Here is a 22,124-nt window from a genome sequence, read left to right on the forward strand (position 1 = left end):
CCTGGGCATAAGTGTATTTCAAGAGAAAAATAGGTCCGTAATATGGCCTATTGGTCGTTTAGATCGTGACTCAGGGGGATTGACGCAATATGCGCACCCTCGGAGGTCGCATCATGGCGAATGATCACATGCTGAAGTTCGTCGATCGCGGGCAGGCGTATCCGGTCAAACGGGCGGCAGACGAACGCGCCGACGATTTTCGCGAGATCGCGGATCGCTATGCGGTGCCGACCGCGGAGGACCAGGCGGGGCGATGCTCGCAGTGCGGCGTGCCCTATTGCTCGGTCCATTGCCCGCTCCACAACCATATTCCCGACTGGCTGCGGCTGACCGCCGAGGGGCGGCTGCGTGAGGCGTATGAGCTCAGCAACGCGACCTCGACGATGCCCGAAATCTGCGGGCGGATCTGTCCGCAGGACCGGCTGTGTGAAGGCAATTGCGTCATCGAATTCAGCGGCCACGGCGCGGTGACGATCGGGTCGGTCGAGAAGTTCATCACCGACACCGCGTGGGAAGAGGGCTGGGTCGAACCGCTCGTCCCCGGTCCCGCGCGCGGCCAATCGGTCGCGGTGATCGGTGCCGGCCCCGCGGGGCTCAGCGCCGCCGAATATCTGCGCGGCAACGGCTATGACGTCCACGTCTACGACCGCCATGACCGTGCGGGCGGATTGCTGACCTATGGTATCCCCGGCTTCAAGCTCGAAAAGCCGGTGGTGATGCGTAGGGTCGATCGCTTGAAAGCAGGGGGCATCGTGTTCCACCACGGCTTTGCGGTCGGCGAGGACGCAACGCTCGACGCGCTGCGCCAGCGCCACGATGCGGTGCTGATCGCCACCGGCGTGTATCGCGCCCGCGCGCTGGATGTGCCGGGCGCGGCGGACAGCGGAACGCTCGCGGCGCTCGATTACCTGACGGCGTCGAATCGCAAGGGGTTCGGCGATGCTGTGCCGGCGTTCGACGACGGCAGCCTCGATGCCGCGGGCAAGCATGTCGTGGTGATCGGCGGCGGCGACACCGCGATGGATTGTGTCCGCACCGCGATCCGTCAGGGTGCGGCGAGCGTGAAGTGCCTCTACCGCCGCGATCGCGGCAACATGCCGGGCTCGCAACGCGAGGTCGGGCACGCCGAGGAAGAGGGCGTCGAGTTCATCTGGCTCTCCGCCCCCGCCGCGTTCGAGGATGGCGGCGTGGTGCGGGCACGGAAAATGCGGCTCGGTCAGCCCGATGCGAGCGGTCGCCGCGCGCCCGAGCCCGATCCTGCGGGCGATTTCACGCTGCAGGCCGATCTCGTCATCAAGGCGCTCGGCTTCGATGCCGAGGATTTGCCGACCTTGTGGGGCGCGCCCGAACTCGGCGTCAGCCGCTGGGGGACGGTACTGGTCGACGGCAAGACGCTGATGACCAGCCTCGACGGCGTGTTCGCGGCGGGCGACATCGTCCGCGGCGCGAGCCTGGTGGTCTGGGCGATCCGCGACGGCCGCGATGTCGCCGCGACGATGCATCGGTGGCTTAAGGCCAAGGCAACGAGCGGAAGGGTGGCCGCGTGAAGGACCAGCGCGACCGGCTCGCCGCCGAGGGGATGTACCGTCCCGACATGGAGTCCGACGCGTGCGGCGTCGGACTCGTCGCAGCGACCGACGGCAAGGCCTCGCGCCGCGTCGTCCAGTGCGCGATCGATGCGCTGAAGGCGGTGTGGCATCGCGGCGCAGTCGATGCCGACGGCAAGACCGGGGATGGCGCGGGAATCCACGTCGACCTGCCGCTCCGCTTCTTCGACGACGCGATCGTCGCGTCTGGGCATAAAGTGCTGCCCAACCGGCTCGCGGTGGGCATGATCTTCCTGCCACGGACCGACCTTGGCGCACAGGAGACGTGCCGCACGATCGTCGAAAGCGCGATCATCGAGGCGGGGTATACGATCTACGGCTGGCGCCAGGTGCCGGTCGACGTGTCCGTCATCGGGCTGAAGGCGCAATCACTGCGCCCCGAGATCGAACAGATCATGATCGCGGGGCCCCCCTTGCCGCAAAGCGGCAAAGAAGAACAGGCGCCCGATGATGTTACCGCTGCCGAGTTCGAGAAGAACCTGTATCTCGTTCGCCGCCGGATCGAAAAGCGCGTGATCGCCGCGCAGATCCAGGGCTTCTACGTCTGTTCGCTGTCATGCCGCTCGATCATCTACAAGGGGCTGTTCCTCGCGGAGAGCCTGTCGGTGTTCTATCCCGATTTGCAGGACCAGCGGTTCGAATCGCGCGTCGCGATCTTTCACCAGCGCTATTCGACCAACACCTTCCCGCAATGGTGGCTCGCGCAGCCATTCCGCTGTCTCGCGCACAATGGCGAGATCAACACGATCCGCGGCAACAAGAACTGGATGCTGAGCCACGAGATCCGGATGGCGAGCCTCGCGTTCGGCGAGCATTCGGAGGACATCAAGCCGGTGATCCCGGCGGGCGCGTCCGACACCGCGGCGCTTGATGCGGTGTTCGAGACGATCTGCCGGTCGGGCCGCGACGCGCCGACCGCCAAGCTGATGCTGGTGCCCGAGGCGTGGCAGAAGCGTGGTGACGTGCCCGACAACCATGCCGCGATGTACAGCTATCTCGCCAGCGTCATGGAGCCGTGGGACGGCCCCGCCGCCCTGGCGATGACCGATGGACGCTGGGCGGTCGGCGCGGTCGATCGCAACGCGCTGCGCCCGTTGCGCTACACCCGGACCAGCGACGGGCTGCTGATCGTCGGGTCCGAAAGCGGGATGGTGGTCGTCCCCGAATCGACCGTGATCGCCAAGGGGCGGCTGGGGCCGGGGCAGATGATCGCGGTCGACCTCGACAGCGGCGAATTCCTCGAGGATCGCGCGGTCAAGGATCGGATCGCCGCCGAACAGGATTACGCCGCGATGATCGGCGAATTCCATACGATGGACGATTTGCCGAGCGTCGAGAACGCGGTCACCCGCTACGATCGCGCCGACCTCGCGCGGCGCCAGGTCGCGGCCGGGCAGACGCTTGAGGATATGGAACTGATCTTGAGCCCCATGGTCGAGGGCGCGAAGGAAGCGATCGGATCGATGGGGGACGACACCCCGCTCGCCGTGATCAGCGACAAGCCTCGCCTGATCAGCCAGTTCTTCCGCCAGAATTTCAGCCAGGTCACCAATCCGCCGATCGATTCATTGCGCGAACGTTATGTGATGAGTCTGCGCACCCGGTTCGGCAATCTCGCCAACATTCTCGATACCGAGGATCAGCGCGATCGCGTGCTCGTGCTCGATTCGCCGGTGCTGACGGGCGCGCATTGGGCGCGGCTCAAGGCGCATTTCGGCGCGACCGCGGCGACGATCGACTGCACCTTCGAAACCGGCGGCGGGCCGGAGACGCTGCGCGCCGCGATCCAGCGCATCCGCAGCCAGGCCGAACAGGCGATCCGCGAGGGCAAGAGCGAATTGTTCCTGACCGACGAGGCGATCGGGCCGGAACGCGTCGGGATCGCGGGGGTGCTCGCCGCGGCGGCGGTCCACACCCACCTCGTCCGTTGCGGCCTGCGCTCCTACGCCAGCATCAACATCCGCACCGCCGAATGCCTCGATACCCATTATTATGCGGTGCTGATCGGGGTCGGCGCGACGACGGTGAACGCCTATCTCGCTGAAGCCGCGATCGCGGACCGTCAGGCGCGCGGGCTGTTCGGAGACCTCAGCCTCGACGAGTGTCTCATGCGCCACCGCACCGCGATCGAGGAGGGCTTGCTCAAGATCATGTCGAAGATGGGGATCGCGGTGATCTCCAGCTATCGCGGCGGGTATAATTTCGAGGCGGTGGGGCTCAGCCGCAGTCTGGTCAACGACCTGTTCCCCGGGATGCCCGCCAAGATCAGCGGCGAGGGTTATGCCTCGCTCCACGTCAACGCGGTCGAGCGCCACGAGGCGGCGTATGACGAGGCCGTCGTCACGCTCCCGATCGGTGGTTTCTACCGCCAGCGTGCGGGCAGCGAAACCCACGCCTATTCGGCGCAGCTGATGCACCTGCTCCAGACCGCGGTCGCGACCGACAGCTATACCAGCTACCTGCAGTTCAGCCGCGGCGTCGCCGATTTGCCACCGGTGTATCTGCGTGACCTGCTCCAGTTCAATTTTCCCGCCGATGGCGTCCCGGTTGATCAGGTCGAGGCGATCACCGAAATCCGCAAGCGCTTCGTCACGCCCGGCATGAGCCTGGGTGCGCTGTCGCCCGAGGCGCACGAAACGCTGGCGATCGCGATGAACCGGATCGGGGCGAAGGCGGTGTCGGGGGAGGGCGGCGAGGACCGCGCGCGGTACCAACCTTACGCCAACGGCGACAACGCCAATTCGACGATCAAGCAGATCGCGTCCGGGCGGTTTGGCGTGACCGCGGAATATCTCAACGCCTGCGACGAGATCGAGATCAAGGTCGCACAAGGTGCCAAGCCCGGCGAGGGCGGGCAGCTGCCCGGCTTCAAGGTCACCGAATTCATCGCCAAGCTGCGTCACGCCACGCCCGGCGTCACGCTGATCAGCCCTCCGCCGCACCACGATATCTACTCGATTGAGGATCTGGCGCAGCTGATCTACGACCTGAAGCAGATCAACCCGCGCGCGCGGGTCTGCGTGAAGCTGGTCAGTTCGGCGGGGATCGGCACCGTTGCGGCGGGTGTCGCCAAGGCGCACGCCGACGTCATCCTCGTCGCGGGCCACGTCGGCGGCACCGGCGCGTCGCCGCTCACCAGCATCAAATATGCGGGTACGCCGTGGGAAATGGGGCTCAGCGAGGTCAACCAGGTGCTGACCCTTAACGGGCTGCGCGGGCGGGTGCGGTTGCGCACCGATGGCGGCTTGAAGACCGGGCGCGACATCGTCGTCGCCGCGATCCTGGGCGCGGAGGAATTCGGGATCGGCACGCTCAGCCTGGTGGCGATGGGCTGCATCATGGTGCGCCAATGTCATTCGAACACCTGCCCGGTCGGGGTCTGCACCCAGGATGAAAAGCTGCGCGCGAAATTCGTCGGCACGCCCGAAAAGGTCATCAATCTGATGACCTTCATCGCCGAGGAGGTGCGCGATATCCTCGCGCGGCTCGGCGTGCGCAGCCTCGACGACATCATCGGGCGCACCGAATTGCTGCGTCAGGTCAGCCGCGGGGCCGAGCATCTCGACGATCTTGATCTCAACCCGATTCTCGCCAAGGTCGACGCGACTGACGCCGAGCGGCGCTTTTCGCTCAGCACCTTCCGCAACGAGGTGCCCGACAGCCTCGATGCGCAGATCATCAAGGATGCCGCCGCGGTCTTCAGCCGGGGCGAGAAGATGCAGCTGACCTATTCGGTCAGGAACACCCACCGCGCGGTCGGCACCCGGCTGTCGAGCGAGATCACGCGGACATTCGGGATGAGCAAACTCGCCGACGGCCACGTCACGATCCGGCTGCGCGGGTCTGCGGGGCAGAGCCTCGGCGCCTTCCTGTGCAAGGGCATCACGCTCGAAGTGTTCGGCGACGCCAACGACTATGTCGGCAAGGGGTTGTCCGGGGGCATGATCATCGTCCGCCCCGCGGTGTCCTCGCCGCTGGCGAGCCAGGATAATACCATCATCGGCAACACCGTCCTCTACGGCGCGACCTCGGGCACATTGCTCGCGGCGGGGCAGGCGGGCGAGCGCTTCGCGGTGCGCAATTCCGGCGCGACCGTCGTCGTTGAAGGCTGCGGCGCGAACGGCTGCGAATATATGACCGGGGGTGTCGCGGTGTTGCTCGGCGCGGTGGGCCAGAATTTCGGCGCGGGGATGACTGGTGGAATGGCGTTCGTCTACGATCCCGACGACCTGTTCGGCACCCGCGCCAACCCCGACAGCATCGTGTGGCAACGCGTCGCAACGCCGCATTGGGAGGGGGTTCTCCACGATCTTGTCGCGCGGCATGCCGATGCCACCGACAGCACATGGTCGCGCGGGCTGATCGAGGATTGGCCGCGGATGATCGGCGATTTCTGGCAGGTCGTGCCCAAGGAAATGCTCACCCGCTTGCCTTACCCGCTCGACGAGGAGCTCGAGGCCCAGGCCGCCGAATGACATCGCGAGACACTGGCGACCAGGCCGGTTCTGGTGTAAAGTGCGCAACTTAGCCTCGATTCCCGAAGGACCCGAGTCATGCGTATCGTGCCACCAGCAAGCCTTGCCGCCCTCCTCGTCGTCACCGCGCTGCCCGCCGCTGCGGTCGCCGCTCCGCCCGAGGCGGATCGCGCCGCACAAGCTGCCGCCGCGCTTCAGAACCCGCTCGTTCAGGACGGCGTCGCGCAGACGCTGACGACGCTCGCCGGAATCATTCTCGACACGCGCGTCGGCCCGATCGCGGCGCTCGCCGATCCCGCGGCGGGCGTCCGTCCCGGCGATACGCTGCGCGATGTCGCGCATCGTGACGATCCGCAGTTCGAACGCCATCTCTACGAGAAAACCCGCCGCTCGGTCGCCACGGTTGGTGTGGTTGCAGGTGGGGTGACGCAGCAGGTCGCCGAGATCGACCGCACCGCCGATCGGCTCAAGATCGCGCTGGCGCCGTTGATGGCCGCGTTGGCACCGCATCGCGACGCGGAGCCCGCCGCCGATTATTGAGCAACGTGCGGGTTGACCCGCTCGCGGTGATTGACGACGGGCAGTTCTTTCGCCGTTCGGAGCTCCGTATGCGTTTGCGTTATCCTCGGATCGAACCCCTCGACGACGACGAGTTGAACGACGAACAGCGCGAGGTGCTGAAACCGTTCGGCGATCGCGTGCTCAACATCTTCCGCACGCTGGCGCACGCGCCCAAGGCGCTGAAGCGATTCAACGTCTGGGGCGGCTACATATTGTCGGATCGCAATGCGCTCACCCCCCGCGAGCGCGAGATCGCGATCCTGCGCACCGGCTGGCTGTGCGGCGCGGGGTATGAATGGACCCAGCACGTCACCCTCGCCAAGGAGGCCGGGCTCAGCGACGGCGAAATCTGGGCGATCGGGCGCGGGCCGAAGGCGCCGGGGTGGAGTTCGCTCGATGCCGCGATCCTGACCGCCGCGGACGAACTGGTAAAGGATCATTTCATCACCGACGCGACCTGGGCCGCGCTCGCGCCGCTGGGGCACAAGGCGCGGATGGACGTGGTCTTCACGGTCGGCCAGTACACCCAGGTCTCGATGTTCCTCAACACCTTCGGGGTCCAGCTCGACCTTGGCCAGACGCTCGACCCCGCATTTCCCAAACGTCCACCGAAAGCGCCCGAGTTGCGATGATCGGGCGCTTCGGCGCTTGCCGCGGCTTGTGGCCCGCCGCTACAGCCTGACACCATGTGGCAGCTTTACCAATTCCCCTTGTGTCCCTTCAGCCGCAAGGTGCGCCTGCTGCTCGGTGAGAAGGGCGTCGGCTACGAACTGGTCCGTGAATCGCCGTGGGATCGTCGTGACGAATTCGTCGACATGAACCCCGCGGGGGCGACCCCGGTGATGGTCGATTCGGCGCGCGGCGGCGCGCCGTTGATCGATTCGATGGCGATCTGCGAATATTTCGAAGAGACGGTCGACAAGTCGGCAATGATCAACGGCACCGCCATCAACCGCGCCGAGATTCGGCGGCTGGTCGCGTGGTTCGACACGCATTTCTATCGCGACGTCACCAGCCTGCTGCTCCACGAGCGCGTCGTGAAGCGGATCGCGCACCGCGCCGCGCCCGATGCCAAGGGGCTGCGTGAGGCGATGAAGGCGGCGGTCAGCCACCTCGATTATACCGATTATCTGCTCGATCACCGCAACTGGCTGGGCGGCGCGACGATGAGCCTCGCCGACCTCGCCGCTGCGGCGCAGATATCGGTCGCGGACTATCTCGGCGGGATCGACTGGAAAAGCCACCAGCAGACCGCACGCTGGTATGGCGGTCTCAAGAGTCGTCCGAGCTTCCGGCCATTGCTCTCCGAACGGATGGAACTCGTCGGCCCACCGCCGGTGCATTACGACAATGTCGATTTCTGATCGGGCGCCCGGGATCGCTTACCGGGATGTTCGATGAGCAACCCGATAGTCTCGCGCCGAGGCAACCACCCGACGGACCATACGTTGTTGCGGGATGAAAACGATTCCGATCGTCGCCGGGCTGCTACTGCTCACCGCGTGCAACAAGCACGACGCCGTAGCTGACAACGACCAAACCGCGACCGCGGCGTTCGTGCCGCCCAAAACCCAGGCGCCCGCGCCGCTGCCAGGGCAGGCGCATCAGGTGCCGCTCGCCGCCTATATCGGCAAATATCCGACCGACACGGTCGGTGGGGTCACGTTCTTCGACCGCACCGAGGTCGCCAATGCACTCATCGCAGCGGTCGGCGACGACAAATTGCGGCGGATGATCACCGCGCGCGACGGGGTGACAGTCCCGATCTTCGCGTATCAGAACAAGATCGCGGCGCACGGGTGCGAGCCGCACAATTGCAGCGCGCACAGTTGGACGTTCGTGATGAACCCGGACGCGAGCGGGGCGGTCGCGTGTTTCCACGATGAGGCGGCGATGGGCGATACTAGCCGATGGGTGGCCAATGACGAGCCGGTGACCCGTCCCGGCGATTGTCCGCAAGCCTGACATAGTGGATGATTGCGGTGGTGCGGCGGCGATCGGGTCGGTGCGGGCGCTGCCCCCGCCTGAGGTCCCCGTGGGAGGTGCTTAGCCTCGTACGACGGCGGCCTCTCAGGCGAAAAGTGCGTTGCCGTGGCGTGCCAGGACGAGCGCGGTGGTGGCGAACGACGCCATGCTCAGCAAGACGCTGCGGATCAGCGGGGAAGCCGCCGCGCGGCGGCCGAACCCGGTCATGCGATCGGCATCACGGGGACCGCGGCACCGACGAACAGCGCGGCGAAGAAGACGGCGCCGACAAACGAAACGGCAACGCGCTGGACGGTATCGATACGAGCGAACATGGATAAACTCCCTGGTGTCTGTCCGACCGGACGATCCGGCGGAACATCGGGAGCTTTGCATCGCGCGTGCCAGTTTCGGTAAGACATTGAAATGATATGGGAGGACCCGAATCGCCCGACCCTTATGGCGCATTGCGCCATCCGGCAGCGGTGCAAAACACCACTATCAGGCGGCGCTTACCTGGTCGCGGCCATTGGCCTTTGCGGTATAGAGGAGCCGATCGGCGCGGTCTAAAGCGGCTTCCGCCTCCTCGCCCTCGCGTACCGCGGTAACCCCGATCGACACGGTGATCTGTCCGAGCGGATGGTCAGTCTCGCGGTTGCGAAAGCGCTTGCCTGCGATCCCGGCACAGGCGGCTTGCAGCTTGGCGGTCGCGGAGATCAGGTCGGTTGCGGTCAACAGGATCGCAAATTCCTCGCCGCCGTGACGGACAACCAGATCGCCAGCGCACAGTTCGACCAGCGCGCGGCCGATCGCGCTGAGCACGCGATCGCCCACCGAATGCCCGTATTCGTCGTTGACACGCTTGAATCGGTCGATGTCGCACAGCGCTAGACAATAGGGGCCGGTCGCCAGATCGCGGGCCTGAAACGCCTCTTCGAACGCGCGGCGATTGGGCAGTCCGGTCAGGGCGTCGCGGCGCGCGCTGTCGTTCGCCTCGGCCAATTCGGAGCGCAGCGCCTCGGCCTCGCTGGTCGCCTGCGCCAATCGCGACTCGGCATCGCGGACGCGGCCGAGCATCGTGCCGGTGATACGGGCGATGTCGACGAGTCCGGCGGCACCCGGCGCGCGCTCGATCGCCGCCGCGCTCTGCTCGAGATCGCGTCCGAACCCGCGGGTTTCATCCCGAAGCGCGCGCATGATCGAAGCGAACCCGTCGACCTGGGCTTTGGTTTCGGCCACGAGTTGGTGTGCCCGATCTTCGGGATCGGCCGTCGTGCCGACCGCCACGGTGCAGCCGAATTCTTCGACGTCCTTGCTCTGCAGCCGGACGCCGCCATCGGTGAGCCGCGCCACCGCCCGCGCCACCTCGCTACCGGGGTTGCCCAGCACATGGTGAGCGAACGCGTAGTTGACGGGATCGACGCTCAGGCTCTGGTCGGCCAGAAACGCGCCGATCCTGTCGTACAGATCGTCGCCTTTCCGTTTTTGCCGTGTTGCCGCTGACCCGAACATGGCCATCCCCGAAATGAGTACGGGGGGTTTAGCGCCGAATCGTTAGGATCGGGTTGCCGGTTCCTAGCCGCCGTGCAAATTCTTGACCGCGGCGAGCGTCAGCTCGACATGGTGATCGGCATTGAGGTCGTCATGGACATATTTGATCCGCCCGTCCTGACCGATGACGTAGCTGGTCCGCCGGGTCGCGTTGTTGCCGTTGACGACATGATGGAGGTCGACATCATATCCGGCGACGACCTTCGGTCCGGCGCTGGCCACCGCGAATTTGCCCGCGCATTTTTCCTGGCTGAACCGCTGGAGCGTCGGGATATCGTCCGCGGACATGCCGATGACGGTCGCGCCAGCCGCCTTGAACTGATCAATCGCCTCGGCGAAGGCATGCGCTTCGGCGTTGCAGCCGCCGGTGAACGCCGCGGGGAAGAAATAGAGCACGACCGGGCCTTTCTTGAGCTGGTCGGCGAGATGCACCGTGAACACCTTGCCCGCGATCGCGCCGCGGGTGGTGAAATCGGGTGCCTTGGCGCCGGGAGCGAGCGCGGCGGCGGCGGGGGCGGCGGCCAGTGCGATGGCGGCGAGGGCGGGGACGAAACGCATGCTGGTCTCCTGAAAGCTAATCGACGCCGACTCCTAGCCTGGATCGCGTCGGCGCGATAGGCAGGCCCATGCCCGTCACCCAAGCCGATATCGACCTCGCCCACCGTCTCGCCGACGCCGCCGGCACTGCGATCCGCCCCTATTTCCGCAGCGCCCACGGTGTGGAACTGAAGGCGGATCATTCCCCCGTCACCCGCGCCGATCGCGAAGCGGAGGCGGTGATGCGCAAGCTGATCGAAGCGGAACGATCGGGCGACGGCATCGTCGGGGAGGAATATGGTATCAAGGACGGGGTGACGGCGCGCCAATGGGTGCTCGACCCAATCGATGGGACGCGCAGCTTTACCGTCGGGCGCGCGATCTTCGGCACCCTGATCGCGCTGGTCGAGGATGGCTGGCCGGTGCTGGGCGTCATCGACCAGCCGATCCAGCGCGAACGCTGGGTCGGTATCGCGGGGCGTCCTACCACATTTAATGGCGCCCCCATCCGTACGCGCGCGTGTCCCGCGGTGGCGGGCGCGATCCTTGCGACGACCAGCCCGCACCTGTTCGCCGATGACGACGTCCCGCATTATCTCGGACTCGTCGCCGCCGTCTCGGGTGGCCATGCGCGGCAGGGACCGGTGTATGGCGGCGACTGTTATAATTACGGGCTGCTCGCGTCGGGCCACCTCGACATCGTCTGCGAAAGCGGGCTCCAGTTGTACGACTATGCCGCGCTCGTTCCCGTGGTCGAGGGTGCAGGGGGGCGGATGTGCGACTGGAACGGTGACCCCCTGACCGCCACCAGCGCGGGGCACGTTCTGGCGATCGGCGACCCCGCGCGCACCGATGACGTGCTAGAGGCGCTGCACGGGACTACCGAGATTCACGACCGTTAGAGCGCGATGACTTCACATAAACCCGTTCGTGCAGAGCTTGTCGAAGCATGGTGAGTCTCACGGCCCTTCGACAAGCTCAGGGCGAACGGTTCAGATCTGATCGATCTAATGTCATCGCGCTCTAAGCCGGGGTCGCGTCAGAAAATCCCTAGAAATTTCTTTCGCTGCCCCTTCTTCTCCGAAGCCGACTTCTTGCCATTCTCCTCCTTCGCGGTCGTGCCCTTGCCGACATCGTCGCGCGGCTTGCCCTTCGTCGTGCGTTGCGCCTTGGCGGTGGCGCCCGCCAGCACTGGCCCACACGCCGCCGACTTCGCGTCCCCGACATCGACGAACGCCAGGATGCCCGCTAGCGGGGTCGCGACGATCGCGAGGCCCAGCCCGACGCCGGCGCGGGCGAGCAACTGATCGCTGACCACATCGATAGCTGGATGCGCGAAACTGCCGCCGAGCCCGACCGGCGACTGGCCTGAAAACAGGCTGAACTTCTTGCCGTCGGCGCGGAACGCCATGTCGACGCCTTCGGTCTTGAAGCTGAATCCGCCGCGTCCGACTATGACGTTCTTGGTCGTATCGATCAGGATCGGGTCGGCGGCTGCGACGCCGTTCCGCACGGTAAACCCGACTAGGCCACAATTGATCTGCACCGGCTCCTTCAGTTTATGCTCGAACATCTTCTGGACGAACGTGCCGACGTCGAGTTCGGCCAGCTGGACGTTGCGGGTCCAGAAAGAACCTGCGGGCATCGTGAACGCGATCCGTCCACTCGAACTGGCGAGCGAATCGTGGAGTGTGTTGCCGACGCCGTCGAGCTTGATCCGTCCCTTGATGGTGCCGGTGGTTCCCGAATCGGCGACCCCGAACCCTGCGAGCAGCCGCCCCATCGGGGTCTGCGCGAGGCGGATATCATAGCTCGCATGTGTCGGGCTTCGCCGTGCGTCGAGGATGATGTCCGACGCGACGTTGCCGCGCGCCATCGCGAACGTGAAGGGCGACAGCTTGAGCAGCGCGTTGTCGAGCGTGACCGTGACGTCGACGTTCGAGATCGGCACTTTCTTCGATGCGACCGTGCCGATCGTCCAATGCGCGTCGGCGTCGAACCGCTTCATCGATTCGATCCCGAGCTGCGCGTCGGGCAGGAGGCGCGCCGAACCAGCCCCCGTCGCCGCCGCGGCTGCCTGCACCCCCTGCGCCGCGACAATGTCGGGGTTATAGCCGATGAAGGGTGCAGCATCGACGATGTCGAGGCGCTTCGTCGTCAGCGTCGCGTCGATATGCGGACGCGGCAATATATTCTGGATCGTGAACTTGCCCGACAGGTCGCTGTCGCCGAACACCCCCGCCATCCGGGTGAAGGCATAATCGTTGCCCGATTTCACCAGCTGGGCATGGAGGCGATAATCGCGCGTGCGTGGGATCGGGACGCCGATGATCCACAGCAGTTCAGACAAATCGCGTCCGCGTGCCTTCACCTGGAGCGGCACCTCCTCGATATCGGCGAGGCTGGGGAGCGTCCCGGTAATATCGATGACGTTATTCGCGGCGTGCGCGGTCATCGTCAGTTCGTTCTTGCCGCGTGCGGCGGTCTGATTCGGGGAAAGCAGCGCACCGGACAGCGTGAACGGCGTGGCGCGCGCGCGGCCCGTGCCGGTGAAGGTAACCTTGTCGCCGATCGACGCGCCCGCCGACATCACCGTCGCGAACTTGAGGTCGGCGAGCAACTGCAACTGCGGATCGCGATAGCGCAGCGTCGTCCCCGCCAGCGTCGCACGATCAATGATGGGCAATGCGAACGGTTTCCCCTTCTGGTCGCTGAAGGTCCACGTGTTGCGATCGTGCGCGCCGTTCCATTCGAGGTCGACCGCGCCGTCGGTCAGATCGAGGAAGCGAAAATGCCGCCGCCCGAACAACAGCGACAGCGGCGCAATCCGCGAATCGATTCGCCTCGCCGCGAACAGATCGGGTTTGGTCGCCCAGTCCGGGTTCGACACGGTCAGTCCCTCGGCGAGGAACTTGATGTCGAACGGCGCGAAATAGAGCTGGAAGTCGCCGCGCACCGTGACCGTCCGGTGCGTCATCTTGCCCGCGATGCGCTCGAACGGGTGTTTGAGGAACCGCCCCTTGGTGATGAACAGGATCAGCCAGGCGAGGAAGACGGTCCCGATGACGCCGACGATGATATTGCGGACGCGATGGCGACGCGGAGCGCGCCTCTCGACCGGTGTACCGGCAGGCTCGGCAGGCTCGGCAGGCTCGGCAGGCGGTTCGTCGATCGTTACGCCATCAACATCATTCATCGACGGTAAGCGCGCGACGACGACGCCAGTTCCCGCGCGGTACGGGCAGCGGTTGATTTATCCGGGGCGGGGGGCTATGCGCCCCGCTCCCTTGCGACGAGTGGAAGAACGACCCGGCCAGTGTGGGCTGCCGCGGAAGTTCGTTTCGTTGTTATTTTTGGAGATGAAAATGCCCAAGCTCAAGACGAAGAGCGGCGTCAAGAAGCGCTTCAAGCTGACCGCGACCGGTCTGTTGAAGCACGGCGTCGCCGGCAAGCGCCACCGCCTGTTGCACCACAACGGCAAGTACATCCGCCAGAATCGCGGCACCAAGGTGCTGTCGAAGGCCGACACCGCAGCGGTGAAGGCCTGGGCCCCCTACGGTCTCGGCTGAGCGGAAAGGAATTAAAGAATGGCACGCGTCAAACGGGGTGTAACCACCCGCGCCAAGCATAAGCGGATCCTTGAACAGGCGAAGGGCTATTACGGCCGTCGCAAGAACACGATCCGCATCGCCCGCCAGGCCGTCGAAAAGGCCGGGCAATACGCCTATCGCGATCGCAAGGTGAAGAAGCGCACGTTCCGTGGGCTCTGGATCCAGCGCATCAACGCCGGCGTCCGCGCCGAGGGGCTGACCTATTCGCAGTTCATGCACGGGCTGAAGCTCGCGGGCGTCGAACTCGACCGCAAGGTCCTGGCCGACATCGCGATGCACGAAGGCGCCGCGTTTAGCGCGATCATCGCGCAGGCGAAGGCGGCTCTGCCCCAGGCCGCGTAAAGCACGCCTGTTGCGAGACGGATAAAGGGGCGTCGGTGGTCTAGGCCACCGGCGCCCTTTTCGTTATCGGCTCAATTGAGACGCGAGGAAACCAATGGACGATCCGAAATTAGTCGCCCTCAGCGAAATTGAGCAATGCGACACTCCCGCACGGCTCGAAGAAATTCGGGTGCAGACCCTTGGCAAATCGGGATCGATCACCGCTCTCACGAAGACGCTCGGTTCAATGACTGACGAAGAGCGTAGAGCGCAGGGTCCGATTATCCACGCTATTAAACAGACGATCTCCGACGCGATCGGCACGCGCAAGGTGGCGCTGGAGGATGCGGCGCTCGACGCACGGCTGGCGACCGAAACGCTCGACATGACGCTGCCTGCCGACGTTCCCGCCGGCGGCACGATCCATCCGGTCAGCCAGGTGATGGACGAACTCGCCGAGATCTTCGCCGATCTGGGCTTCGCGGTGGCGACGGGGCCGGAGATCGAGGACGACTGGCACAATTTCACCGCGCTCAACATCCCCGAAAGCCATCCCGCGCGGGCGATGCATGATACATTCTACTTTCCCGCGCCCGATGGGGCTGCGCGCAAGATGCTGCTGCGCACCCATACCAGCCCCGTCCAGATTCGCACGATGCTCAACCAGAAACCCCCGATCCGGATCATCGCGCCGGGCCGCACCTATCGCAGCGACAGCGATGCGACCCACACCCCGATGTTCCACCAGGTCGAAGGGCTGGTGATCGACAAGGGGATCACGCTCGGCCATCTCAAATGGACGCTCGAAACGTTCCTCAAGGCGTTCTTCGAGCGCGACGATATCGTCCTGCGGCTGCGCCCCAGCTATTTCCCGTTCACCGAACCCAGCGCCGAGGTCGACGTCGGCTTCACGATGGAAAAGGGCAAGCGCGTCATCGGCGGTAGTGACGGCTGGATGGAGGTGCTCGGGTCGGGCATGGTCCACCCCAAGGTCATCGCCGCCTGCGGCCTCGATCCCGAGGAATGGCAGGGCTTCGCGTTCGGTTGCGGGATCGATCGGCTCGCGATGCTCAAATACGGGATGGACGACCTGCGCCCATTCTTCGACGGCGATATCCGCTGGCTCAAACATTACGGTTTTTCAGGCCTCGACGTGCCCACGCTGTCGGGGGGAGTCGGCGCATGAAGTTCACGCTGGGCTGGCTCAAGGAGCATCTCGACACCACCGCATCGCTCGAGCACGTCGTCGAGACGCTGACGCGTATCGGGCTCGAAGTCGAAGGCGTCGAGGACGCGGGCGCGACGCTCGCGGCGTTCCGCGTCGCCAGGGTGCTGACCGCGGCTCCGCATCCGCAGGCCGACAAGCTGCAGGTGCTCACCGTCGATGCCGGAGATGGCCCGCTCCAGGTCGTGTGCGGCGCGCCCAACGCGCGCGCCGGGCTGGTTGGCGTGTTTGGGGCGCCCGGCGCGGTGGTGCCGTCGAACGCCATGGTGCTCAAGGTCGCAAGCATCCGCGGGGTCGAATCGAACGGGATGATGTGCTCGACCCGCGAGCTCGAGCTCGGCGACGATCATGACGGGATCATCGAACTGCCCGCCGATGCCCCGGTCGGGACGCCCTATCCCGACTATGCGGGGCTCAACGATCCGGTGTTCGACGTCGCGATCACCCCCAACCGACAGGATTGCATGGGGGTGCGCGGGATCGCGCGCGATCTCGCCGCGGCGGGTCTGGGGACGCTCAAGCCGCTCGCCGGGATCTATCGCCAGGACAACCTCGATCCCGTCGCGGGCGAGGGCCCCGGCCCCGATGTCCGCACCGACGACGCCGACGGCTGCCCCGCGTTCTTCGCACAGGGCGTCGCGGGGGTGACCAATGGCGCATCGCCGCCGTGGATGGCGCGCTACCTCACCGCGATCGGGCAGAAGCCGATTTCGGTGCTGGTCGACATCACCAATTTTCTGTCGGTCGATCTGGGTCGCCCGTTGCATGTCTACGACCGCGCCACGCTCCGCGGCGGGCTCGTGGCGCGCAAAGCGACCGCGGGCGAAACCGTCGTCGCGCTCAACGGCAAGACCTACACGCTCGACGCGACGATGACCGTGATCGCCGACGACGTCGCGGTCCATGACATCGGCGGGATCATGGGCGGCGAGGAATCGGGCGTGTCGGCGGACACCACCGACATCGTGATCGAATGCGCCTATTTCGACCCCGATCATATCGCGCGCACCGGGCAGAAACTCCAACTGACCAGCGACGCGCGCCAGCGGTTCGAACGCGGGGTCGACCCCGCCTTCCTCGACGAAGGTCTGTCGATCGCGACGCGGCTGGTGCTCGATCACTGCGGCGGCACGGCTAGTGGTGTCACCCGCGCCGGCAACCCACCGCTTGGACGACGCGCCTACGCCTATGGCATCGACAAGGCCGAGACGCTCGGTGGCCTCGCCGTGCCCGCCGACCGCCAGCGCGCGATCTTCGAATCGCTCGGGTTCGGCGTCGACGCGGTGTGGAACGTCACGCCCCCGACGTGGCGGCGCGACATTGACGGTCCTGCCGACCTCGTCGAGGAAGTCATCCGGATCGAAGGCATCGACAAGGTCGCCAGTGTACCGCTTCCGCGCGTCCCCGGCGTCGCACGCCCGACCGCAACGCCGGAACAGAAGCTCGAACGCCGCGTCCGCCGCGCCGCCGCGGCGCGGGGACTCGACGAGGCGGTGACGTGGAGCTTCGTGTCGGAGGCGCAGGCCGCGCCGTTCGGGGGGGGCACATGGACGCTCGCCAACCCGATCAGCGAAGACCTCAAGGTCATGCGCCCCTCGATGCTGCCGGGCCTCCTGAGCGCGGCGCAGCGTAATCTCGCGTCGCATGCCGACAGCGTGCGGCTGTTCGAGATCGGCCGCCGCTACCTGCCCGGCCGGGACGGCGCCTCGCACGAGCGCGCGACCGTCGGGATCGTCCTCACTGGCGATCGCCGCCCGCGCGGTTGGCGCGAGGGCCGCGGCGTGGCGTTCGACGCCTATGATGCCAAGGCGGAAGCGATCGCGCTGCTCGGCGTCGCGGGCGCGCCGGTCGACAACCTCCAGGTGATGGGGCCGGAATCGAACGGTGCAGCTGACGGCGCGGGCGAGGCGTGGCACCCCGGCCAATCGGGAACGCTGCGGCTTGGGCCGAAAACCGTGCTCGCCGCTTTCGGGATGCTCCACCCGCGGGTGCGCAAGGCGTTCGATCTCGACCTGCCCGTCGCTGCGGTCGAATTGTATCTCGACGCAATTCCGGCGAAGCGCGCGAACGGCTTCATGCGCCCCGCCTATGCCCCGCCCGCGCTGCAATCGGTGACCCGCGATTTCGCGTTCCTCGTCCCCGCCGATCTCGCCGCCGACGCACTCGTCCGCGCGGTGCGCGGTGCCGACAAGAAGGCGATCGTCGCGGCGCGGGTGTTCGACGTGTTCACCGGGCAAGGCGTCGAGGACGGCATGAAATCGGTCGCGATCGAGGTGGTGCTCCAGCCCGGCGACAAGAGCTTCACCGACGAGGAGCTCAAGGCGATCCGCGCCGCGATCGTCGCCGCGGCGGAAAAACAGGGCGCGACGCTGCGTGGGTGATCTGATCCACATCGCCACCGACCAGCTATCTGCCGCGATCAATCCGCTGGGTGCCGAACTGTGGAGCCTGCGTGACGCGGCGGGACGCGAGTTGATGACCGATGCGGACCCCGCATATTGGACCGGGCACGCGCCGATCCTGTTCCCCGTCGTCGGCCGCCCCTATCGCGAGGAGATTCGGGCCGACTGCCAGGCCTATCCGATGGCGCAGCATGGCTTCGCGCGGACATCGCTGTTTGAGTTGATCGAACACTCGGCGACCCGTGCGGTGTTCGCGCTCGCCGACAGCGACGAGACGCGGCGGCATTATCCCTTCGCGTTCCGTCTCGAAATCGCCTTCGCGATTCAAGCCGCGACGCTGTCGGTCGACGTGCGCGTCATCAATCCCGGCGACGTCGCGCTACCCGCGAGCTTCGGCTTCCACCCCGCCTTCGCCTGGCCACTGCCCTATGGCCACGACAAGCTCGATCACCGCATCGTCTTTGCCGCCGACGAACCCGATCGGCTGTGCGAGATCGCGAAGGATGGCACGATCGCCGCCGAAACCCGGGCCTCGCCGCTCGACGGGCGGACGCTGCAGCTGCGCGACGACCTCTTCACGAACGATGCGCTGGTCTGGAACGACATCCGTTCGGACCACGTCGTCTACGGCGCGGGCGACGGCCCCAGCCTGCGCGTCGATTTCCCCGACACCCCCAAGCTCGGCATCTGGACCAAGCCCGGCGCGCACTACATCTGCGTCGAGCCGTGGCACGGCATCGCCGATCCCGAAGGCTTCACCGGCGACATTCGCGACAAGCCCGGTATCTTCACAGTCGCGCCCGGCGACGAAGAGCGGATCGCGCTTCGGGTGACGCTGGTCGCCTGAACGATCGGCAACCGGCTCCCAGTCCCTGTCCTACATCGATCATTTCTGCCAGTGAGGGCGATATGAACGCCATCTCTCGCACCGCCGTCCGTCAGGCCATCCCAACATCATGAACCGCCCCCGCGCAAAACAGCGATTCCGTGTAAACTTCGTCCACTTCACCTGTGGCGCAGCCCTGCGGGATCGGTGCCGATGACCTCGCCGCGCCGCACCTTCGCGATCATTTCGCACCCCGATGCCGGCAAGACGACGCTGACCGAAAAGCTGCTCGTCGCGGGCGGCGCGATCCACCTTGCGGGCGAGGTCAAGGCGCGCGGGCAGAACCGGCGCGCGCGCTCGGACTGGATGAAGATCGAGCAGCAGCGCGGGATCTCGGTCACCTCCAGCGTCATGACGTTCGAGCGTGACGGGATCACCTTCAACCTGCTCGACACCCCCGGGCACGAGGATTTCTCGGAAGATACCTATCGCACCCTGACCGCGGTCGATTCGGCGGTGATGGTGATCGACGCCGCCAAGGGCATCGAGCCGCAGACCCGCAAGTTGTTCGAGGTGTGCCGCCTTCGCTCGGTCCCGATCATCACCTTCGTCAACAAGGTCGATCGCGAGGGGCGACCGGTGTTCGAGCTGCTCGACGAGATCGCCGACATGCTCGCGCTCGATGTGTGTCCGATGAGCTGGCCGATCGGGATGGGCGGCGAGTTCGAAGGCGTGATGGAACTCGCCACCGGCAAGGTCAGCCGCCCCGAGGGCGACAGCCGGACGTTTCAGGGCAAGATCGACACCGGCGTCACCCTGTCGGACAAGATCACCGAGGAGATCGAGCTCGCCGGGATCGGCTATCCCACGTTCGATGCGGAGGCGTACCGCAACGGCGATCTGACCCCGGTGTATTTCGGCTCCGCGCTCAAGGATTTCGGGGTCACCGACCTGATCGATGCGCTCGCCGACTACGCCCCGCCGCCGCGCCCGCAGCCCGCCGAGCCTGCGCCGGTGTCGCCCGACGAGCCCGACGTCACCGGGTTCATCTTCAAGGTTCAGGCGAACATGGACCCCAACCACCGTGACCGGATCGCGTTCATGCGATTGTGTTCAGGGACGTTCAAACGCGGCATGAAGCTGACGCCTTCGGGCAGCGGCAAGCCGATCGCGGTGCATTCGCCGATCCTGTTCTTCGCGCAGAACCGCGAGATCGCGGACGAGGCGTTTCCGGGCGACATCATCGGTATCCCCAACCACGGCACGCTGCGCGTCGGCGACACGCTGGCGGAGAAGCCGGGGGTCCGCTTCACGGGCCTGCCCAATTTCGCGCCCGAAATCCTGCGCCGCGTGATCCTCAAGGATCCGACCAAGACCAAGCAATTGCGTAAAGCGCTCGACGATATGGCTGAAGAGGGGGTGACCCAGGTTTTCTACCCCGAGATCGGCAGCAACTGGATCATCGGCGTCGTCGGGCAATTGCAGCTCGAGGTGCTGCTCAGCCGCCTCGACGCCGAATACAAGGTTGCCGCGGGGCTCGAACATGCGCCGTTCGACACCGCGCGCTGGGTCAGCGCGGACGAGGCTGCCGACCTCAAGGCGTTCACCGACATCAACCGAGCGGCGATGGCGAAGGACCGCGACGGCAACCCGGTGTTCCTCGCCAAGACCGCGTGGGAGGTCGGCTATGTCGCCGACCGTTATCCCAAGGTGAAATTCGCGGCGACGCGCGAACGCTAGACCCCCGGCTGGACCTCGACCCAATCGCGACGGAGCGGCTTGATCGCCAGCGTCATGAGGACGAACGCGATGAGGTAGAACCCCGCGAGGGCGACCGCGGCGTAGCGGAGCGAATCGGCGCCGAACCGCAGCGCCATCGCGTCCGACAGCCCGCCCATCACCCACGATCCCAGCCCCAGCCCGATGAGGTTGTTGATGAGCAGGAAGCTGGCCGAGGCGGTGGCGCGCATATGCGGCGGCACCAGGTTCTGCACCGCGGTCGTCACCGGCCCCAGCCACAGGATGTTGAGCGCGTTAGGGATCAGGAACAGGAGCCAGGCGACGGTGGGCGACCGCGACAGGAACGCCGCCATGAACAGCGGCGCGGTAATGAGCCAGGCGATCGCGGGCAGCTTCGCGTAGGCCCCCCGGTCGTTCGGCCCCATCCGGTCGGCGAGGAACCCGCCGAGGAATACCCCCGCGCATCCGCCGACCAGCAACAGCGACCCGAAATAATAGGAGGTATCGGCGAGGCTGAGCCCGAACGATCGGATCAGCAGCGACGGGGTCCAAAAGGCGAAGCCGTACCCGGCCAGGCTCGACATCGAGGCCGCGAACCCCATCAGCCAGAAACTGGGCTTTTTGGCGAGGATCGCGAATACCGCGGATACCGGCGCGCGCGTCGCGGGGGCGATGACCTTGGGCGGTTCCTTGACAACCAGGCGAAAGATCGGCGCGATCGCCACGCCCATGATCCCGACGGTGACGAACGCCGCGCGCCAGTTCACATGGGTCGCGATGTAGGCGCCGAGCAGCGTGCCGCTGGCCAGCCCGATCGGGATGCCGAGCGAATAGATCGCCAGCGCGCGGCTGCGGCTCTTGACCGGAAAATAGTCGGCGATCAGCGCATAGGAAGGCGCGACCCCGCCCGCTTCGCCGATCCCGACGCCGAGGCGGAACGCGAACAATTGCCAGAAGCCGGTGGCGAGGCCGCACAGCGCGGTAAAGCCGCTCCACAGCGTCAAAGAGATGGTGATGACCCAGCTCCGGCTGGTCCGGTCGGCGATCAGCGCCAAGGGAATCGCCAGCGTCGAATAGAGCAGCGCGAACGCGATCCCGCCCAGCGCGCCGAGCTGGGTGTCGCTGAGCCCGAGGTCGAGCTTGATCGGCTGTGCGAGGATACCCAGGATCTGTCGATCGAGGAAGTTGAAGGTGTAGACGATCAGCAACAACGTCAGCACCAGCCCCCGGTAGCCGGGGGTCGTCTTCATCTCTGTCATGCGCATCCTCTCCCGCCCGTCATCGCGGGGATGACGCGCGGGTG

The 22,124-nt window shown here is 66.0% G+C and carries 18 protein-coding genes; 13 read left to right on the plus strand and 5 right to left on the minus strand.

Annotated elements, in window-relative coordinates:
- Positions 1-113 precede the first annotated feature (113 nt).
- The 6 genes from EAH84_RS04955 (at position 114) to EAH84_RS04980 (ending at position 8,608) form a co-directional block, all read left to right on the plus strand.
- Complete coding sequence (locus EAH84_RS04955; RefSeq protein ID WP_140868652.1) at positions 114-1,547, plus strand: NAD(P)-dependent oxidoreductase; 1,434 nt, start codon at positions 114-116, stop codon at positions 1,545-1,547.
- Positions 1,548-1,579: 32 nt separating this feature from the next.
- Positions 1,580-6,082, plus strand: coding sequence for a glutamate synthase large subunit (gltB, locus tag EAH84_RS04960; protein WP_140869253.1), 4,503 nt, complete (start codon positions 1,580-1,582; stop codon positions 6,080-6,082).
- A gap of 78 nt (positions 6,083-6,160) precedes the next feature.
- Positions 6,161-6,622 carry a hypothetical protein gene (locus tag EAH84_RS04965; protein WP_140868657.1) on the plus strand — a complete coding sequence of 154 codons (462 nt, stop codon included), beginning with the start codon at positions 6,161-6,163 and terminating at the stop codon, positions 6,620-6,622.
- Positions 6,623-6,690: 68 nt separating this feature from the next.
- Positions 6,691-7,275 (plus strand): carboxymuconolactone decarboxylase family protein, encoded by a 585-nt coding sequence (locus EAH84_RS04970; RefSeq protein ID WP_140868660.1) that lies wholly within the window; start codon positions 6,691-6,693, stop codon positions 7,273-7,275.
- Between the two features lie 54 nt (positions 7,276-7,329).
- Positions 7,330-8,007: a glutathione S-transferase family protein gene (locus EAH84_RS04975; protein WP_140868663.1), complete on the plus strand. Its 678-nt coding sequence runs from the start codon at positions 7,330-7,332 to the stop codon at positions 8,005-8,007.
- A 94-nt stretch (positions 8,008-8,101) separates the two neighbouring features.
- Positions 8,102-8,608: a hypothetical protein gene (locus tag EAH84_RS04980; RefSeq protein ID WP_140868666.1), complete on the plus strand. Its 507-nt coding sequence runs from the start codon at positions 8,102-8,104 to the stop codon at positions 8,606-8,608.
- Positions 8,609-8,713: 105 nt separating this feature from the next.
- On the opposite strand, the gene EAH84_RS16530 is transcribed toward EAH84_RS04980, so the two are convergent.
- The 3 genes from EAH84_RS16530 to EAH84_RS04990 all read right to left on the minus strand — a co-directional run bounded on the left by EAH84_RS16530 (position 8,714) and on the right by EAH84_RS04990 (position 10,717).
- Positions 8,714-8,836 (minus strand): hypothetical protein, encoded by a 123-nt coding sequence (locus EAH84_RS16530; protein WP_277753719.1) that lies wholly within the window; start codon positions 8,834-8,836, stop codon positions 8,714-8,716.
- A gap of 273 nt (positions 8,837-9,109) precedes the next feature.
- On the minus strand, positions 9,110-10,120 hold the full coding sequence (locus EAH84_RS04985) for a GGDEF domain-containing protein (RefSeq protein ID WP_140868669.1): 1,011 nt from the start codon (positions 10,118-10,120) through the stop codon (positions 9,110-9,112).
- 63 nt (positions 10,121-10,183) lie between these two features.
- Positions 10,184-10,717, minus strand: a complete 534-nt coding sequence (locus EAH84_RS04990) for a peroxiredoxin (RefSeq protein WP_140868672.1) — start codon at positions 10,715-10,717, stop codon at positions 10,184-10,186.
- A gap of 68 nt (positions 10,718-10,785) precedes the next feature.
- On the opposite strand from EAH84_RS04990, the gene EAH84_RS04995 reads away from it, so the two are divergent.
- Positions 10,786-11,598, plus strand: coding sequence for an inositol monophosphatase family protein (locus tag EAH84_RS04995; protein WP_140868677.1), 813 nt, complete (start codon positions 10,786-10,788; stop codon positions 11,596-11,598).
- Between the two features lie 137 nt (positions 11,599-11,735).
- Here EAH84_RS04995 and EAH84_RS05000 read toward each other — a convergent pair whose 3' ends face one another.
- The gene (locus EAH84_RS05000) at positions 11,736-13,892 is read right to left on the minus strand and encodes an AsmA family protein (protein WP_140868682.1); all 2,157 of its coding nucleotides are present in this window, start codon (positions 13,890-13,892) and stop codon (positions 11,736-11,738) included.
- A gap of 169 nt (positions 13,893-14,061) precedes the next feature.
- Here EAH84_RS05000 and rpmI point away from each other — a divergent pair, with 169 nt between their 5' ends.
- The 6 genes from rpmI (at position 14,062) to EAH84_RS05030 (ending at position 20,821) form a co-directional block, all read left to right on the plus strand.
- Positions 14,062-14,265 carry a 50S ribosomal protein L35 gene (gene rpmI / locus EAH84_RS05005; protein ID WP_093333883.1) on the plus strand — a complete coding sequence of 68 codons (204 nt, stop codon included), beginning with the start codon at positions 14,062-14,064 and terminating at the stop codon, positions 14,263-14,265.
- An 18-nt stretch (positions 14,266-14,283) separates the two neighbouring features.
- Positions 14,284-14,649, plus strand: coding sequence for a 50S ribosomal protein L20 (gene rplT, locus EAH84_RS05010; RefSeq protein ID WP_140868688.1), 366 nt, complete (start codon positions 14,284-14,286; stop codon positions 14,647-14,649).
- A 94-nt stretch (positions 14,650-14,743) separates the two neighbouring features.
- Entirely contained in the window at positions 14,744-15,814 is a 1,071-nt protein-coding gene (gene pheS, locus EAH84_RS05015; RefSeq protein ID WP_140868693.1) for a phenylalanine--tRNA ligase subunit alpha, read from the plus strand.
- The gene (gene pheT, locus EAH84_RS05020; protein WP_140868696.1) at positions 15,811-18,234 is read left to right on the plus strand and encodes a phenylalanine--tRNA ligase subunit beta; all 2,424 of its coding nucleotides are present in this window, start codon (positions 15,811-15,813) and stop codon (positions 18,232-18,234) included. The genes pheS and pheT overlap by 4 nt, the downstream gene beginning before the upstream one ends.
- Positions 18,227-19,102 (plus strand): aldose 1-epimerase family protein, encoded by an 876-nt coding sequence (locus EAH84_RS05025; protein WP_140868699.1) that lies wholly within the window; start codon positions 18,227-18,229, stop codon positions 19,100-19,102. Before pheT ends, EAH84_RS05025 begins: the two co-directional genes overlap by 8 nt.
- Before the next feature lie 192 nt (positions 19,103-19,294).
- Positions 19,295-20,821: a peptide chain release factor 3 gene (locus tag EAH84_RS05030; RefSeq protein WP_140868702.1), complete on the plus strand. Its 1,527-nt coding sequence runs from the start codon at positions 19,295-19,297 to the stop codon at positions 20,819-20,821.
- Here the strand turns inward: EAH84_RS05030 and EAH84_RS05035 are convergent.
- The gene (locus EAH84_RS05035; RefSeq protein ID WP_140868707.1) at positions 20,818-22,080 is read right to left on the minus strand and encodes a spinster family MFS transporter; all 1,263 of its coding nucleotides are present in this window, start codon (positions 22,078-22,080) and stop codon (positions 20,818-20,820) included. The genes EAH84_RS05030 and EAH84_RS05035 overlap by 4 nt on opposite strands.
- Positions 22,081-22,124: the final 44 nt, after the last annotated feature.

This window comes from Sphingomonas oligophenolica (assembly GCF_006438955.1).
Taxonomy (GTDB): domain Bacteria; phylum Pseudomonadota; class Alphaproteobacteria; order Sphingomonadales; family Sphingomonadaceae; genus Sphingomonas; species Sphingomonas oligophenolica_A.

Excerpts from the sequence above, each read along its gene's own strand:
- EAH84_RS04955 (WP_140868652.1), top strand. The coding sequence starts at position 114 with ATGGCGAATGATCACATGCTGAAGTTCGTCGATCGCGGGCAGGCGTAT.
- gltB (WP_140869253.1), top strand. The coding sequence starts at position 1,580 with ATGTACCGTCCCGACATGGAGTCCGACGCGTGCGGCGTCGGACTCGTC.
- EAH84_RS04965 (WP_140868657.1), top strand. The coding sequence starts at position 6,161 with ATGCGTATCGTGCCACCAGCAAGCCTTGCCGCCCTCCTCGTCGTCACC.
- EAH84_RS04970 (WP_140868660.1), top strand. The coding sequence starts at position 6,691 with ATGCGTTTGCGTTATCCTCGGATCGAACCCCTCGACGACGACGAGTTG.
- EAH84_RS04975 (WP_140868663.1), top strand. The coding sequence starts at position 7,330 with ATGTGGCAGCTTTACCAATTCCCCTTGTGTCCCTTCAGCCGCAAGGTG.
- EAH84_RS04980 (WP_140868666.1), top strand. The coding sequence starts at position 8,102 with ATGAAAACGATTCCGATCGTCGCCGGGCTGCTACTGCTCACCGCGTGC.
- EAH84_RS16530 (WP_277753719.1), bottom strand. The coding sequence starts at position 8,836 with ATGACCGGGTTCGGCCGCCGCGCGGCGGCTTCCCCGCTGATCCGCAGC.
- EAH84_RS04985 (WP_140868669.1), bottom strand. The coding sequence starts at position 10,120 with ATGTTCGGGTCAGCGGCAACACGGCAAAAACGGAAAGGCGACGATCTG.
- EAH84_RS04990 (WP_140868672.1), bottom strand. The coding sequence starts at position 10,717 with ATGCGTTTCGTCCCCGCCCTCGCCGCCATCGCACTGGCCGCCGCCCCC.
- EAH84_RS04995 (WP_140868677.1), top strand. The coding sequence starts at position 10,786 with ATGCCCGTCACCCAAGCCGATATCGACCTCGCCCACCGTCTCGCCGAC.
- EAH84_RS05000 (WP_140868682.1), bottom strand. The coding sequence starts at position 13,892 with ATGAATGATGTTGATGGCGTAACGATCGACGAACCGCCTGCCGAGCCT.
- rpmI (WP_093333883.1), top strand. The coding sequence starts at position 14,062 with ATGCCCAAGCTCAAGACGAAGAGCGGCGTCAAGAAGCGCTTCAAGCTG.
- rplT (WP_140868688.1), top strand. The coding sequence starts at position 14,284 with ATGGCACGCGTCAAACGGGGTGTAACCACCCGCGCCAAGCATAAGCGG.
- pheS (WP_140868693.1), top strand. The coding sequence starts at position 14,744 with ATGGACGATCCGAAATTAGTCGCCCTCAGCGAAATTGAGCAATGCGAC.
- pheT (WP_140868696.1), top strand. The coding sequence starts at position 15,811 with ATGAAGTTCACGCTGGGCTGGCTCAAGGAGCATCTCGACACCACCGCA.
- EAH84_RS05030 (WP_140868702.1), top strand. The coding sequence starts at position 19,295 with ATGACCTCGCCGCGCCGCACCTTCGCGATCATTTCGCACCCCGATGCC.
- EAH84_RS05035 (WP_140868707.1), bottom strand. The coding sequence starts at position 22,080 with ATGACAGAGATGAAGACGACCCCCGGCTACCGGGGGCTGGTGCTGACG.